Consider the following 14,505-nt stretch of genomic DNA (forward strand, 5'->3'; position numbering starts at 1 on the left):
CTCAGCCTGACCCCTCAGCCTGACCCCTCAGCCTGACCCCTCAGCCTGACCCCTATGATTGACGCGTGACGGGGGATGAAGCCGGAGATGCGGTCGGCGTGACGCCTGTGGGCGGGGGCAGGAGCCGGCTGCGCGCCCGGTTGACGACCGGGGCATCCCGGCTGACGCTGAAGTGGCTCAGCCGGATTGCCTTCGTGCTCATCCTTGCCGCGTCCGCCCTGTTCGGTGGCCTGAACGATGCCGAGGCAGCACCGATTCCGGTGCTGGCCGCCGGCGAGACCCACCTTGGCACGCCACTGAACGTCACTGTCACTCGAGCCGTGGTTCTTGACGAGATCGAGGGCGTCGGCATCACCGCCCAACCGGGCAACAGGCTGATTCTCGTCGTCGTTGAACTGGAAAACACCTGGACCAGCCCATTGGCGACCGGTGCTGCCGCAATCAGAATCGACGGATTGATGACTCCCGCGGTGACGGATGCGCCTGCCGGGGTGTTCCGCCTCGCCGACGAGAGCAACATCAGTCGGCTGCAACCCCGTCTCGAGACCGAGGTGGCGTTCATCTGGGAGATTGCGGCCGATGTTCTCGCCGACGAAGACCCGATCACCGTGAACATCTACGACCAGTCATTGTTCACCTTCACCTCGGTTGCGGTCGGCGAACAGTGGACCAATCCAGTGCTGGCCGCGACGATTTCCCTCCCGGTCGAAGACCTGGACCTGCAGTGAAGGGAACCGCAGTGAAGGGAACCGCACTGGTCCGCCGCGTCCTGAACGGCACAGCCCTGCTCGCGCTCCTTGTCGTGGCGGGGTTTATCGCGAACACTGCCCCGACAGAAAGCGTCGAGCAAGCGGCGATGCCGGTCACCGGATCGATCGGTGACACCCTCACCGGGCGAAACCTGGTGGTGACAGTGGATTCCGCACTCGTTGCGAAGACGCCGAGGGCGGCGAACGGCAGCTGGCTGGCGGACTCCACCGGAACCTGGCTGGTCGTCGACATCACGGCCCGCTGCGGAGATGAAGTCTGCTCCCTGGGCTCCTCCAACCTGATCGTGGGTGACACGACCTGGTCGGCCACGGAACGTGCAACAGGGTTCACCCTGGCGGGCCAGCGCCTCGACTCCGGGATCAATCGATCCGGCTCACTCTTGTTCGAGGTTCCCACCGACCTGTTCGAGAGCTCCGGCGGCAGAACGGCCCGGCTGGAGTTCGCCTCGCAGGTGGACACTCGCCTGGATTCCGTGCTGGTCTTCGAACTCGACCTGATCGACCTCGAGACGGTTGACGAGGTGGAGATCGAGCGTCCAACACTGGTCGGTGCGCCGTGAGGCGCGGCATCGGGCGCGGATGGTGGCACCGGAACCGGTGGGGGCTCGCCGGGTTCGCACTCGTGCTTCCGCTCAGCCTGTGGCTGGTGTTCGCCAACGGCTGGTACTCGTATTACGAGTCCAGGCCGTCGCAGCCTCACTCCATCGATGCCGGAGCGGCAGAGAAATGGGCAGGGGGCGAATTCGCCATCCTCGCCGCAGAGCGGCTCGGCAACAATGATGGGTCCGGTGACGGCACGATCGAGAACCTTCCAGCCGGGACCGAACTCGTCACCGTGACGATGCGCGTGGTACCTCCACAACCTGACCATTCGTCATCGCAGTCAGAAACGCAGAATCCGTTTTACTGCACGATCCTGTTGACAGCGGCATCCGGTGCCGGGCAATGGAATCCGCTCATGTCCGACGACTTCGGCTGGGAGCGCGACGCCGACGCCTCCATCGGCGGTTGCGACAGCGCGCAGGAAGGCTCCTACCTGGTGCAATCATCGTTCCTGGTGCCGACAAGCGCAGAAGACGACCTTCGCCTGCGTGTCGTCAGCGCCGATCGGCTGCCGGCGTATCTTGACCTGAAGCTTCCGTTCGAGAGGTGAACGGGACCGGCACGGCATCCGTCGCCGCAGGAATCAACGATGCCGTCGTGTCCGTCGCAGGCACGGAGGTGAGCTCATCCGTTCCCGCGATCGCTTCCACGACGGAACTGGTGTCGTTCGTGCTGGTGCGGCGGCGCTCGAGGGCGGCGAGCGAATAGTCGTACGCGGCAGCGACGAGTGCGATTCGGAGCGGCTCGAGGACGAGTGCAACAAGGAACACCAGGATCGGGCTGGTGGCGAACCAGAAGTCGATTGCGTGCGGGCCGATGGCGCGCAGCAGTGCCGAAGCGAGCCAGCCGCTCCCTGCTTCGAGTGCCGTGTAAGCCAGCACGAACACGCCGAGGGGGACCGCGCCGGCCCGCCACATCAGCAGAACGGATGCCGTGAGCGGCTTGACCCGCCCGGCCAGGCTGCCGAACACCTCGTTTCCGCGCGCCCGCAGCCACGACGGAAGCCCGGTGATCCGCTTCGAAGCCAGGGCATAGATGGTGCCGGCGCGTCCGCCGACTGGCACGAAATCGAGCTTCTGCGCGGCGATCGCGCGTCCATACACGACGCCGGCGATCGTCAGCCAGGCCAGTGGGAGGAAGAGGAGCCCAGCGGCCTCACCGAGGAGCCAGCTCACCGCATTCCAGATCCAGTCGAGCGCATCGAACGTGGAGAGAGCGTGCTCACGTACCCCGTCCCACCAGACCACAAGCGCTCGGTCGCCGACCCAGGATCCACCGAGTGCAAACATCTCCTGCACCACGAGCGCTGCCAGGAACACCCAAACCGTTTCGAGGTAGGCAGACACGAAGCGGGTCCAGCCGGCTAGTGAGCCGGCATATCGTCTCAGGAGGTGGCGACCGGTGTATGCCAGGACAGTGACGCCGATCGTCAGTGGATTGAGGCCGAGGGTGAGGCCCCTGCCGAATACCGGATCCACCGGCCCCCAGGCCTGCGAAAGCGCATCACTCGCGTACTGCGCCACGTCGTCGGCGAGGAAACCCCAGGCCGTGTAGAACGCGATGAACGGCAGGATGCTGGCGGTGAGGACCTCCCAGAACCTGGCCTGCGCGCTCGAAGGCTCTGGCGGTGCAAGTGGGACGGGTTGCTCGAGTGCGTGATCCTCGAGCTCAGCTCGCGCCTCGGATTCGGCCGCAGTGAATGCCCGCATATGGCTTCGGAGCACCAGGAACATGCAGATGAATGACGCAACCCTGGCCAGGATGGCGATTGGAAGAATAAAGAAGGCGGCGAGGGCCGAGGTTGAGCCGATCCAGCCGGCAAGGTCGATGACCAGGTAGTGCACCAGGTACCCGGCCAGGTAGATGCCGAGCAGAAGGGGCCACGCGGCCGCAACCAGTCGCAACGCATGCCACGGAATCCACCCCACGCGCTTACTTTAGCGGGCGCTGTGCGCGGGCGCGTGGCCGGTTCGTCGGTGGATGGGGATCGTCTCAATATTAGGACGATAACTGTCCTATTGCCCTTCTAGCCTGCCGGTATGACAACACACACCGAAGGCACAACAATGATCAGGGCGCGGGGCCTCGGCAAGACCTTCCCCGCCAAGGGCGGCGGGGTTCAGGCCGTGAAATCGTTCGACCTCGACGTCGAACGCGGCGAGCTCGTCGCCTTCCTCGGGCCGAACGGGGCCGGAAAGTCCACGACACTGCGGTTGCTGACCACGCTGCTGCCCGCGACCAGTGGCGAGGCGACCGTGGTCGGCTGTGATATCCGTCGCGACCCTGCCGGCGTTCGCAGGAGTATCGGCTACATCGGCCAGGGGGATTCGGCCGGGCACTCGCAGCGGGTGCGTGACGAGCTGCTCAGTCAGGGCGCGTTCTACGGGCTCAGCAGGCGTGACACCCTGGCGCGGGCCGACGAGCTGATCGAGTCGCTCGACCTCGGTGCGCTCGCGCACCGGCAGGTGCAGGCGCTTTCCGGCGGCCAGAAGCGGCGGCTCGACATTGCACTCGGCCTGATTCATCGGCCGGAACTGCTGTTCCTCGACGAACCGTCGACCGGGCTCGACCCGCAGAGCAGGGCCAACCTGTGGCAGCACATTGTCGACCTTCGAAACCGCTACGGCACCACGATCTTCCTCACCACCCACTACCTCGACGAGGCAGACCAGCTCGCCGAGCGCGTCATGGTGATGGACCACGGCACCGTCATCGCCGACGACACGGCGACCGCGCTGAAGGACAGCCTCGCCGGTGACCTGATCACCCTCAGCTTCGAGACAGCGACGGATGCCGCTGCTGCGGCTTCGCACATCGGCGGAACTGCGGTCGGGACCAGGGTGACCCTGACTACCCACCGGGGAGAAGAGGCCGTGCCGCATCTCATTCGCTCGCTGGACGATGCCCGCATTCCGCTGGTCGGGGTGACCCACCGCCAACCGACCCTCGACGACGTGTTCCTCGCCCTGACGGGCAGGAGCCTGCGGGAAGAGGGTCAGGCGCACGCCAACAACACCGAGAACAACAACGAGAACAACAACGAGAACAACAACGAGAACAACACCGAGGAGGCAGCAGCATGAACACCCTGACCGAGACCGCGACCGCGACCGGATCATCGATCGCGAGCGTCGCGGCATCCGTCGCGCCACCCGCGATGCGTCGCACCAACCTCGCCACCGACACCTGGAACGTGCTGGTGCGAGAGCTTCGGCCCGTCATGCGCGACCCGTTCAGCGCGCTGTTCAGCCTGATCCAGCCGCTGATATTCCTCGGCCTGTTCGGGCCGCTGCTGGTCGCATCGAGTGGAGCGCCTGCGGGGGAGACCCTGCAGTGGTTCGTGCCGGGCATCCTCGTGATGGTGGCGCTGTTCGGCACGGCGTCGACGGGCGCGAACCTGCTCTCAGAGATGCAGACCGGCTCGCACGAGCGCACACTCGTTGCACCCCTCTCGCGCAGTGCGCTGCTGATCGGGCGGGCGCTCAAGGAGGTCGTGCCGCTGACCGTGCAGGCCGTGCTGGTGTGCCTGGTCGCGCTTCCGTTCGGTTTCACCGTGAATGTGCCAGGACTGCTGATCGGGCTTGTGCTGCTGGCGATCTTCGGCATTGGCTTCGGTGCCCTCAGTTACAGCGTCGCGCTGGCCTGCCGCAGCCGCGACTGGATGTTCTGGGTCATCCACCAGACCCTGATCTTTCCGCTGATGATTCTCTCCGGCATGCTGTTGCCGCTGGACGACGGCCCGGCCTGGATGAAGGTGGCGGCAGCGGTCAACCCGCTCAGCTACGTCGTCGACGCGGAACGGGCGCTGTTCGCCGGTTCGCTGGCCGAAATTGCGGTGCTCGGAGGCTTCATCGCAGCGCTCGCCACCGCGGCGGTCGGTCTGGCCGTCGGCATCCGTGCCATGCGCCGCTTCTGACTGTGACCTTTCCGGTCGAGAGTGCCCGTTCCGCCGGGCACTCTCGACCGGAACAGGCACTCTCGCTGTGGGTGCCTAGCGGATGGTCTTGCGGGCCGTGATCTGGCCGGTGTCGAAGCCGAGGAGGTGCAGTCCGCCGTGGAAGCGAGCGTGCTCGATCTTGATGCAGCGGTCCATCACCACGGTGAGCCCCTTCGACTCGCCATAGAGGGCGGCATCCTGGTTCCAGATCCCGAGCTGCACCCAGATCGTCGGGGCCCCGATGGCGACGACGTCGTCGATGACCGCCGGGATGTCGCTTCCGCGACGGAACACGTCGACGATGTCTGGCACCTCCGGCAACGAGGCGAGGTCTGGGTACGCCTTCTGGCCGAGGATCGTGTCGGCGTTGGGGTTCACGAAATACACCCGGTAGTCGCTCGACTGCTGCAGGTACGTGCCCACGAAGTAGCTTGACCTGGCGGGGTTCGGCGATGCGCCGACGATCGCGATCGACTTCGCTTCACGCAGGAGCCTCAGCCTGGCCTTCGCGTCCGGTCCGACCCAGGAGCGCTGGGAGCGCAGCAGCTTCGCCAGCGGCGAGTCCGCCGGCACGTCACAGCTGAGCCCGTTGGCCAGCTGCACGGTTTCTGAGGTCGTTCCTGAAACGGATGCTGCGGCGTCCGTCGCCTGCTCGGTCGCGCTCATTTCGAACCTCCTGCGGCCTTGGCAAGGGCCTGGTCGAGATCGTAGATGATGTCTTCAACGTCTTCGATGCCCACACTAATCCGAACCAGGCCTGGCAGTGCACCGGCTGCGATGAGCTGGTCTTCTGAGAGCTGCGCATGGGTGGTCGACGCCGGGTGGATCACCAGCGTCTTCGCGTCGCCGATGTTGGCCAGGTGGCTGGCCAGGTCGACGGACTCGATGAAGGTGCGTCCGGCGTCGCGCCCGCCCTTCACGCCAAAACTGAACACCGAACCCGGACCCTTCGGGAGGTACTTGCGCCCACGCTCGTAGTGCGGGTGGCTCGGAAGCCCGGCCCATTTCACATAGTCGACGCGAGGGTCGGCCTCCAGCCATTCGGCGACGATGCGAGCATTCTCGACGTGGGCCCGCATGCGCAGCGGCAGCGTCTCAACGCCCTGGGCGAGCAGGAACGCGGAGTGCGGCGCGAGGGTCGGGCCGATGTCGCGCAACTGCTCGGCGCGGAGGCGCGTGAGGAAGGCGTATTCGCCGAAGTTGCCCGACCACTGGAGTCCGCCGTAGCTCGGCACCGGCTCGCCGAACAGCGGGAACTTGTCGCTGTGCCAGTTGAAGCGGCCGCTCTCGACGACCACGCCGCCGAGGGTGGTTCCGTGTCCGCCGAGGAATTTTGTCGCCGAATGGATGACGACGTCTGCGCCCCACTCGAACGGGCGGTTGAGATAGGGGGTGGCGACCGTGGAATCGATGATCAGCGGGATGCCGGCGGCGTGGGCCACCTCGGCGAGCCCCTCGATGTCGGCGACCTCGCCGGAGGGGTTGGCAACGGTCTCGGCGAAGATCAGCTTGGTCTTGTCGGTGATGGCCGCGGCATAGTCGGCCGGGTCCGTGCCCTGCACGAAGGTGGTCTCGACGCCGAAGCGGCGGAGGGTCACGTCGAGCTGGGTAATCGAGCCGCCGTAGAGCTGGGCGCTCGAGACGATGTGGTCGCCCGCGCCGGCGAGGCTGGCGAAGGTGATGTATTGCGCTGAGAGGCCGCTGGCGGTGGCGACGGCGCCGAGTCCGCCTTCGAGGCTGGCGATGCGCTCCTCGAAGCTGGCGACGGTGGGGTTGGCCAGGCGCGAGTACACGTTCCCGTACTTCTGCAGGGCAAAACGAGCCGCGGCATCCGCGGTGTCGTCGAAGACGAACGCGCTGGTCTGGTAGATCGGCAGCGCCCTCGCGCCGGTGACCTGGTCGGGGATATTGCCCGCGTGGATTGCGCGCGTGGTGAAGCCGTATTCGCGATCTGCCATGGTGCAACGCTAGCCGGGCCGGGCTGCACGCCCGGCCGCATGCCGTAACACGGCGCAACGCGGGCTTCGCCGCGCACGCGGTTGTCGCTGTTTGCGCCGGGAATCGTCGTTGTAGCGGGGATTTTCGGCGTCAACGGCGATTCTGAACGCACGAGGGCGCCGGCTGGCGGGCCAAACCGGGGAGACGGATGCCGGGGTGCGGCAGGATGGAGCGCATGGCCGAAAGAATCGAGACACTCGTGATCGGCGGCGGCGCGATGGGATCCGCGACTGCCTGGCAGCTGGCCAGGCGCGGCCGGAGTGTCACACTCCTCGAGCGCTTCGCGCCCGGTCACCTGAACGGTGCATCCCACGGCGCGTCGCGCAACTTCAACACCACGTACTCCGAACCCAGCTATGTGGCCATGCTCGGCGAGTCGCTCCGGCTGTGGCGCGAGCTTGAAGCGGAATCGGGCACGCGCCTGCTCGACCAGGTCGGGATCGTCAATCACGGTCCGAACCCGGCGTTCGACGACGTCGCCGGAGCGCTGCGGAGCGCGGGACTCGGGGCCGAGTTCCTGGCGCCGGGGGCCGCCGGTGAACGCTGGCCTGGCATCCGTTTCGACGGTCGCGTGCTGCACACGCCGGACGCCGGCCGACTGGGCGCGGATGCCGCGGTCACAGCCCTCCAGGCGGCTGCCACTGCGACGGGCGCCGACGTGCGCCATGCAACCCGCGTGGTGGCGCTCGAGGTGCTCGGCGACGATCACGTGCGGGTGACGACCGAGACGGGCACGATCGACGCCCAGCGCGTAGTCGTCACGGTAGGTGCGTGGACCACGAAACTGCTCAGCGGGCTGATTCCGGTGCCGCGTCTTGTCGTCACGCAGGAACAACCGGCGCATTTCGCCCTGCGCGACCAGTCGACGGATGCCGCGGCGCGGGCCGCCGTCGAATGGCCGGGCTTCAACCACACGCGCGACCCGGCCGACGCGAAGTACGACTATTGGTACTCGCCGATCTACGGCATGTACACACCAGGCGAGGGGGTGAAGGCCGGCTGGCACGGCGTCGGTCGGGTTACCGATCCCGACGCGCGCAGCTTCATGCCAGAACCGGTGCAGCTGGCCGCGCTCCAACGCTACGTGCGCGATTGGCTGCCTGGCGCGGACGCCGACGCGCTCGAACCGGTCAGCTGCACCTACACCACCACCGCCGACGAGGACTTTGTGCTCGACCGCGTCGGACCGGTCATCGTCGGCGCGGGCTTCAGCGGCCATGGCTTCAAGTTCACCCCGTCGGTCGGCCGTATCCTGGCCGACCTGGCGACGGATACCGCTCCCGCATCCGGCGTGGACCTCGCGATGTTCGCGTTGTCGCGCACGCCGAACGGCCACTCAGGCGGCTGGCTCGCTCGTCGCTGACCGTCCAGTGCGCAGGACGGAACGTGCGGAGCAGCGAGGCCCGAGTGTCGCCGGCCGCGCCGAGAATCGCCCGTGTAGCGGGGACTTTGGGCGCGAACGACGATTCTCGGCGCACGCAGCGCCCGATGGATACACCACCGTTCGTCATCACGAAGGACGCGCCAGGACTGACCGCTAGGGAGAGCCTCACCGACGAAACGTCTCGCGTTCGCTGATCAGGTCTGCGGTGGATGGCCGATACCTCGGTCGCGGGCCAGCGCCACCAGGTGAGCGCGCGACGTGGCGTGCAGTTTGGCCATGAGCCCGCTCACATTGTTCTGCACAGTCTTCGTCGAAAGGAACATCGCCTGTCCGATCGCCCGGTTGTCGGCGCCGGTCGTGATCTTGACCAGGAGTTCGTACTCGCGCTCGGTCAGCCCCTGGCGGCCGGCAGCCAACGGATGCTGCAGCGTCTCGCGCACTAAGCGGCCGGCCTGTCCGCTGAAGATCGTGTCCCCTTCTGCCGCGCCGTAGATGGCACGCACGATAGACCCGTGTCCTGCCCCCTTGAGCACGTAACCGCATGCCCCGCTTCGAAGCGCCCGCGAAAGCGAGAGCTCGTCGTCATGCATCGTCAGGATTAGCGCCGCGGCATCCGGCCTGCGCGCTAACAGGCGTTCGCAGGTTGCCGCCCCATCGAGCAGCGGCATATCGAGGTCGAGCACCGCGACGTCGAAGTCGATCGCGTCTGCGACCTCCAGAAGCCGCTCGCCGTTTGCGGCGGTCCCGACGACGGTCACACCGTCCGTCGTGTCGAGCAGCAGCCTCAAACCGTCGAGAAACACCGGGTGGTCGTCCGCGAGAATAACCCTGATCATGACTCCTCCTCCGAGACTGCCCGGATGCCAGCCAGTGGGATGTGCGCCACCACCGCCGTGCCGACGCCGCCGGCTCGCAGTCCCGTCGTGAGGGTACCGCCCAGGTTTTTGGCCCGCTCCCGCATCGAACGCATCCCGACTCCCGGTTGGCTCCCACCGAGTCCGACACCGTCGTCTTCGACCCGCACGATCAGAGTCGTCTCGTCTGCGTCGATCCGCACCCAGATATTGCGGGCCCAGGAGTGCCTGGCCACGTTCCGCATCGCTTCCCCGGTCATCCTGAAAACCGACAGTTCTGCGTCTTGATCGAGCACCGGCATCCGTTGGGTGATGTCGGCGTGCAGGCGAAGACCAGGGGTCAGTTTGTTGGCCAGATCGACGAGAGCGTCCCTGAGCCCCACAGCCTCGAGCGTCGCCGGGCGGAGCTCGTCGATGATCCGGCGGATGTCGTGCACGATCTCCTCCGCGTTCGACCCGATGCTCTCGAGCACGGCGTCCAGCCGCCGACCCTCGCTCGATGACACGGCTGCGCCCCTGGATAGGTTCCTGGCGGCCTCCGATTGCAGGACGATTCCGGCAAGGCTCGGACCGATGCCGTCGTGAAGATCGCGCTGCAGGCGTGCCCGCTCGTCGTCGCGCACCGAGGCGAGGCGTGCGTAACTCTGCTGCAGATCGGACCTCAGGCCCTCGGCTCGCACCGCCAACCCGGCTTGGGCGGCCACCCTCGCGAGAAGTCGTCGATCCTTGGCGCCAAGGCCTTCGCCCGCCGCCCGCTCGTGCGCGATCAGAGCGCCGCTGTCGATCCCGTTCACCTGGAGCGGGAGGCGCAGGCCCTCTGTGCCGGGTATCCCAGCATCAGCAACCAGCATTCCGTCGGCATCGAGCAACGCGACGTATGGCAATCGCAGTGACCGCGCGAGTTCCGCGGCCACAGTATTCGCGAGCGAGCCTGAATCGCGGTGCAGCCGCTCCGACAGCATTTCCACCGCTCTGTCCGGGTCGCCACGCTCACCGTAGAGGAGTAGCTCCAGCAGCCAATGGAAGAAGTTCCGCACCGGGAGGGCGAGTACTCCAACGAATAGAGCTGCGATCACTGGTGTCGCCGCGTTGTCCAGAAGCAGCACCAGTGCGAGATAGCAGCCCGCGAGCACCGCAGTCGCCGCGGCGTAGACCAGCGTCTTGCGCACCGCGCGACCGAGACTCCAGAGACCGTGTTGCAGCACGGCGACCGCGACAACGGCGGGCAGGAAGACGTAAGCGGCCGCCTCGGCGAGCTGCAGTGCACCGCCGAGACCGGCGAGTGCCGCCGTGACGGCGAGAAGGACGGCGGCAGTGAGGATCCAGCGCAGTTGCTGCCGTTCCAGTTCACCACCACGTACCCACCGCCAGAGCAGCGCACCGGCGCACAGCGCGGTGAGCACCGGAATCGCCAGGAAAGCCGGGCCGAGCGCCGCATTCAGAGAGACGGATGCCGCACTCCAGCCCAGCGAGTTGTGCACGTGACTCAGGGGCTCAGTGCCCAGCGGCCCCGGAAGCAGTGCCGTCACTGCCACGGTCAGCGCGAACCACAGGATCGCCCCGATCTCGACGATTCGCCACCACCGATTCGGCAGCCGCCCAGTCGGAAAACGGAGGAGGAGCTCGAAGAGGGCGAACTGGGCGGGAACCCAGCTCCAGTTCGTGGTCCACAAGATGACGGCCGGCACGTCGGCGCCCTGTCCGACTGCGGCCACGATCGCTCCGATCGATAGCCGAGAGAGCAGGCCGGTCAGCCCGGCGGCGACCAGCCACCAGCCCATCGGTGCCGCAACGTCCTGCTGCAACAGCACAGCGCCGGTGAGGGCCAGCGCGGTCATTCCGACGACAAACGCGACAACCGCCACCCGGCTGAGCACGCTGTGCGTTGCGCCAAGCGGAAGCCCGATCGCGAACCCGATAGCCAACATCGAAACGACCAGTCCCGAAACCAGCGTCCACACCGGCACGCGGCCGGCGATCTCCCTCAGGAGACCGTCGGCGCGGTAGGCAGCGGCGCCAGTCATGGCGGAAGTCTATGCCAGGGCCGGTTCGGGACTCGCCACCGGTATCCGTCGTCTCGCCAGCGCCGCCCAAGCGAGCGCGGCACCCACGAGGATGCTGCCGGCGGGGCCGAAGACCGGGATGACGACGGCCCCGACGATCAACAGGATCGCAGCCGGAATCGGGAACACCCTGCGGGACCAGCCGTTGATGGCGACGAGGCAGAGCACGGCGATCCAGGCGATCCAGATCGACGTCATGACGACTTGGAAGGTGCCGCCGTCCTGGGTCTCCAGTGCAACCGGCGCCACCTCGAGAAGGAATGGCGTGACGACAGCCTGCGTGAAGAGGGTGCAGGCCTGCAGCGCGGCCACTGCCGCCAGCAGCGGGATTGTCCAGCCGGAGAGCCGTCGTCCAGTGGGCCCGGTCCAGGTGCGCAGCGACGGAGCGAGGGCGACCAGGGCGATGAGAGCGGCGAGATAGATGTAGTTGAAGGCGACATAACGCCAATCGGCGACACTTTCCACGAAACTTTGGTCGCCGCTGACGAAGCCGTCGACCATCCAGGGGGTTCCGATAATCAGGCCGTTGGCGAAGAGTACCGCTCCGATCGTCGTGATCGCGCCCGTGCGTGCTTTCATGCTGTGCTCCTCAGCGTCCGTTGTCCGACATCATGCGGGCGCATGCCCGATAATCCGACACTATGGACTGTGCGTTCCCGCCGGAAAGAGGCCGAACTCCCGCAATATCGGGAAGATGTGCCGGGAAGCCGGCTCGCGGCTAGGCTGGCGCGATGATCCTCGAGCACGCGATCCTGCCCGTCATCCCCGGTAGGGAAGTCGCGTTCGAGGAGGCCTTCGCCGCGGCATCCGTCTTCATCTCCCGCGCAATGGGCTTCATCGACCTGAACCTGTCTCGTTCAGAGGAGACCCCGAACGAGTACCTGTTGCTCGTGCATTGGGAGAACATCGCGGCGCACGACCCCGGCTTCCGCGGCTCGCCCGATTACCAGCAGTGGAAGGCACTGCTGCACCATTTCTACGACCCGTTCCCGATCGTGGAGCATTTCAGCACAGTGCGCGCCATTCATCCCGCTTAGGCGGAACGGACGCCGGATTGAGCGTTACGGCTCAGCCCCTGCACGGCCTCGCACAGTACTCTAGACGCAGGCCGCCAGACGCGGCCCCGGACGAGGGATCAGTACCCGGAACGCGACAAGACTGGCCACGGGAGTGAACATGTCCTGGATCATCCTCATCATCTCCGGCGTCCTGGAAGCCGTCTGGGCGACCGCCCTCGGTAAGTCGGAGGGCTTCACGAAGCTCTGGCCGTCCGTCGTCTTCGGCGTCGCCCTGATCGTCAGCATGGCCGGGCTCGCCTTCGCCATGCGCGACATCCCGACCGGAACCGCGTATGCGGTGTGGGTCGGCATCGGCGCGTCCCTCACCGTGGTCTACGCCATGATCTTCGGCGGAGAAGCCGCGTCGCTGATCAAAGTGCTGCTGATCCTCGGTCTCGTCGGCTGCATCGTCGGACTCAAGCTGGTCGACGGCGGTCACTGACCGCGCGCCGCTGGGAATCGCCCTTCGCGCCGTGAATCGCCGGAGCATCGGCGACAGTCGGTGCAAACGGCGATTGTTGTGCACGCACGACGGTCACGCACGCACAAGACGACGCACGCACAAGAAAACGGATGCGCAGCCCGAGGGCCGCGCATCCGTTTCAGTGCTGTTCAGATCAGGTATGCACCCTGAACCGCTGTGTCATGGGGCAGTCGAACGGGTCCCTGGCTGCCAGGCCGACCTTGTTCAGATAGCGGACCACGATGCCGTACGACTGCATCAGCGTCGTCTCGGTGTAGAGGATGTTGTGGCTCTGGCAGTACTCCTTGGTGATCTCCTGGGCCTTCCGCAGGTTGGGGCGAGCCATGTTCGGGAACAGGTGGTGCTCGACCTGGTAGTTCAGGCCACCCATGAAGGCGTCCATCACCGTGCCACCGCGAATGTTGCGCGACGTCAGAACCTGGCGGCGAAGGAAGTCGACCTTGCTCTCGTGCGGCAACTGCGGCATGCCCTTGTGGTTCGGAGCGAACGAGGCACCCATGTACACACCGAACACGGCCAGCTGCACACCGATGAAGGCGAACGCCATTCCGAGCGGCAGGAAGTAGAAGATCACGGCGACGTAGAGCAGGATGCGGGTGGTGAGCATGGTGATCTCGAGCCAGCGCTTGTCGACTTTCTTACGCCCGAACACGGTGCGGAAGCCGTGGGCGTGCAGGTTGAGCCCCTCGAGCATCAGCATCGGGAAGAACAGGTAGCCCTGCCTGCGCGTCATGAACGACGTGAGCCAGCCGACCTTTGACGCGTCTTCTTCATTGAAACGAATGAAGTCGGGCTCGATGTCTGGGTCCTTACCCACGACGTTCGGCTGGGCGTGGTGTCTGCTGTGCTTGTTCATCCACCAGGAATAGCTGATCCCCACGAACATGTTGGCCAGGATGCGTCCAGCACGATCGTTGGCCGGCCCGGATTCGAAGACCTGACGGTGGGATGCCTCGTGGGCGAGGAAAGCGAACTGGGTGAGGATGATGCCGAGCGCGCCAGCGATCAGCAGCTGGTACCAAGTGTCGCCCAGCAGTACGAAGCCGGCAACAGCGCCGCCCGTGGCCAAGACCAGGATCGAGAAGACGATCCAGTAGAAACCGGTGCGCCGTCGCAGCAGTCCCAGGTTACGCACCGTGTGCAGCAGTGATGAGTATTCGGTGGTGGGGTTCTTCGAATCACCGCCGGGGCGGGTTTTCAGAATGCGGACCGTGGGTGCGGCGGTAACTTCCGACATGGGGCCTCTGGTGTAAATGATGACTTCTCAGTCGGCGGCGGAGCAGATACTCGTAGAGCGGATACTGGCCATCCTACGTCCGAACCCTGTACAAACTGGGTGTACGGGACGAGAAAC

At 66.1% G+C, this 14,505-nt stretch carries 15 protein-coding genes and 1 riboswitch; of the genes, 8 read left to right on the top strand and 7 right to left on the bottom strand.

Features of this window, described 5'->3' with window-relative positions:
* The first annotated feature begins 65 nt into the window (after positions 1-65).
* From K323_RS0117685 to K323_RS0117695, 3 genes are read left to right on the top strand one after another with little or no spacing between them, the layout of a single operon-like run.
* Complete coding sequence (locus K323_RS0117685; protein WP_022886597.1) at positions 66-728, top strand: hypothetical protein; 663 nt, start codon at positions 66-68, stop codon at positions 726-728.
* A gap of 11 nt (positions 729-739) precedes the next feature.
* On the top strand, positions 740-1,330 hold the full coding sequence (locus tag K323_RS0117690) for a DUF4352 domain-containing protein (protein ID WP_157509493.1): 591 nt from the start codon (positions 740-742) through the stop codon (positions 1,328-1,330).
* Positions 1,327-1,923, top strand: a complete 597-nt coding sequence (locus K323_RS0117695) for a hypothetical protein (protein ID WP_022886599.1) — start codon at positions 1,327-1,329, stop codon at positions 1,921-1,923. The genes K323_RS0117690 and K323_RS0117695 overlap by 4 nt, the downstream gene beginning before the upstream one ends.
* On the opposite strand, the gene K323_RS0117700 is transcribed toward K323_RS0117695, so the two are convergent.
* Positions 1,868-3,301 (bottom strand): hypothetical protein, encoded by a 1,434-nt coding sequence (locus K323_RS0117700; RefSeq protein WP_157509494.1) that lies wholly within the window; start codon positions 3,299-3,301, stop codon positions 1,868-1,870. The two genes, K323_RS0117695 and K323_RS0117700, sit on opposite strands and share 56 nt — an antisense overlap.
* 111 nt (positions 3,302-3,412) lie before the next feature.
* Between K323_RS0117700 and K323_RS27030 the strand changes: the two genes are divergently transcribed.
* On the top strand, positions 3,413-4,456 hold the full coding sequence (locus tag K323_RS27030; RefSeq protein ID WP_245571019.1) for an ATP-binding cassette domain-containing protein: 1,044 nt from the start codon (positions 3,413-3,415) through the stop codon (positions 4,454-4,456).
* Positions 4,453-5,289: an ABC transporter permease gene (locus K323_RS0117710; protein ID WP_022886602.1), complete on the top strand. Its 837-nt coding sequence runs from the start codon at positions 4,453-4,455 to the stop codon at positions 5,287-5,289. The genes K323_RS27030 and K323_RS0117710 overlap by 4 nt, the downstream gene beginning before the upstream one ends.
* A 75-nt stretch (positions 5,290-5,364) precedes the next feature.
* On the opposite strand, the gene K323_RS0117715 is transcribed toward K323_RS0117710, so the two are convergent.
* Positions 5,365-5,976, bottom strand: a complete 612-nt coding sequence (locus K323_RS0117715) for a CoA-binding protein (RefSeq protein WP_022886603.1) — start codon at positions 5,974-5,976, stop codon at positions 5,365-5,367.
* A complete protein-coding gene (locus K323_RS0117720) occupies positions 5,973-7,268 on the bottom strand; it encodes an O-acetylhomoserine aminocarboxypropyltransferase/cysteine synthase family protein (RefSeq protein ID WP_022886604.1) in 1,296 nt (431 codons plus the stop codon). Before K323_RS0117720 ends, K323_RS0117715 begins: the two co-directional genes overlap by 4 nt.
* Positions 7,269-7,483: 215 nt before the next feature.
* Between K323_RS0117720 and K323_RS27035 the strand changes: the two genes are divergently transcribed.
* Positions 7,484-8,671 carry an FAD-dependent oxidoreductase gene (locus tag K323_RS27035; RefSeq protein WP_022886605.1) on the top strand — a complete coding sequence of 396 codons (1,188 nt, stop codon included), beginning with the start codon at positions 7,484-7,486 and terminating at the stop codon, positions 8,669-8,671.
* 215 nt (positions 8,672-8,886) lie between these two features.
* Here the strand turns inward: K323_RS27035 and K323_RS0117730 are convergent, their stop codons facing one another.
* From K323_RS0117730 to K323_RS0117740, 3 genes are read right to left on the bottom strand one after another with little or no spacing between them, the layout of a single operon-like run.
* The gene (locus tag K323_RS0117730) at positions 8,887-9,528 is read right to left on the bottom strand and encodes a response regulator transcription factor (protein ID WP_022886606.1); all 642 of its coding nucleotides are present in this window, start codon (positions 9,526-9,528) and stop codon (positions 8,887-8,889) included.
* The gene (locus K323_RS0117735; RefSeq protein WP_022886607.1) at positions 9,525-11,570 is read right to left on the bottom strand and encodes a sensor histidine kinase; all 2,046 of its coding nucleotides are present in this window, start codon (positions 11,568-11,570) and stop codon (positions 9,525-9,527) included. The genes K323_RS0117730 and K323_RS0117735 overlap by 4 nt, the downstream gene beginning before the upstream one ends.
* Positions 11,571-11,579: 9 nt before the next feature.
* Positions 11,580-12,188 carry a hypothetical protein gene (locus tag K323_RS0117740; protein WP_022886608.1) on the bottom strand — a complete coding sequence of 203 codons (609 nt, stop codon included), beginning with the start codon at positions 12,186-12,188 and terminating at the stop codon, positions 11,580-11,582.
* A 152-nt stretch (positions 12,189-12,340) separates the two neighbouring features.
* On the opposite strand from K323_RS0117740, the gene K323_RS0117745 reads away from it, so the two are divergent.
* Positions 12,341-12,646, top strand: coding sequence for an antibiotic biosynthesis monooxygenase family protein (locus K323_RS0117745; RefSeq protein WP_022886609.1), 306 nt, complete (start codon positions 12,341-12,343; stop codon positions 12,644-12,646).
* Between the two features lie 66 nt (positions 12,647-12,712).
* A riboswitch (guanidine-III (ykkC-III) riboswitch) is annotated at positions 12,713-12,775 on the top strand.
* 10 nt (positions 12,776-12,785) lie between these two features.
* On the top strand, positions 12,786-13,109 hold the full coding sequence (locus tag K323_RS0117750; RefSeq protein WP_026851796.1) for a DMT family transporter: 324 nt from the start codon (positions 12,786-12,788) through the stop codon (positions 13,107-13,109).
* 175 nt (positions 13,110-13,284) lie between these two features.
* On the opposite strand, the gene K323_RS0117755 is transcribed toward K323_RS0117750, so the two are convergent.
* Positions 13,285-14,388, bottom strand: a complete 1,104-nt coding sequence (locus K323_RS0117755; RefSeq protein ID WP_022886611.1) for a fatty acid desaturase family protein — start codon at positions 14,386-14,388, stop codon at positions 13,285-13,287.
* Positions 14,389-14,505: the final 117 nt, after the last annotated feature.

The sequence above is a fragment of the Glaciibacter superstes DSM 21135 genome (genome assembly GCF_000421145.1).
Classification (GTDB): Bacteria; Actinomycetota; Actinomycetes; order Actinomycetales; family Microbacteriaceae; genus Cryobacterium; species Cryobacterium superstes.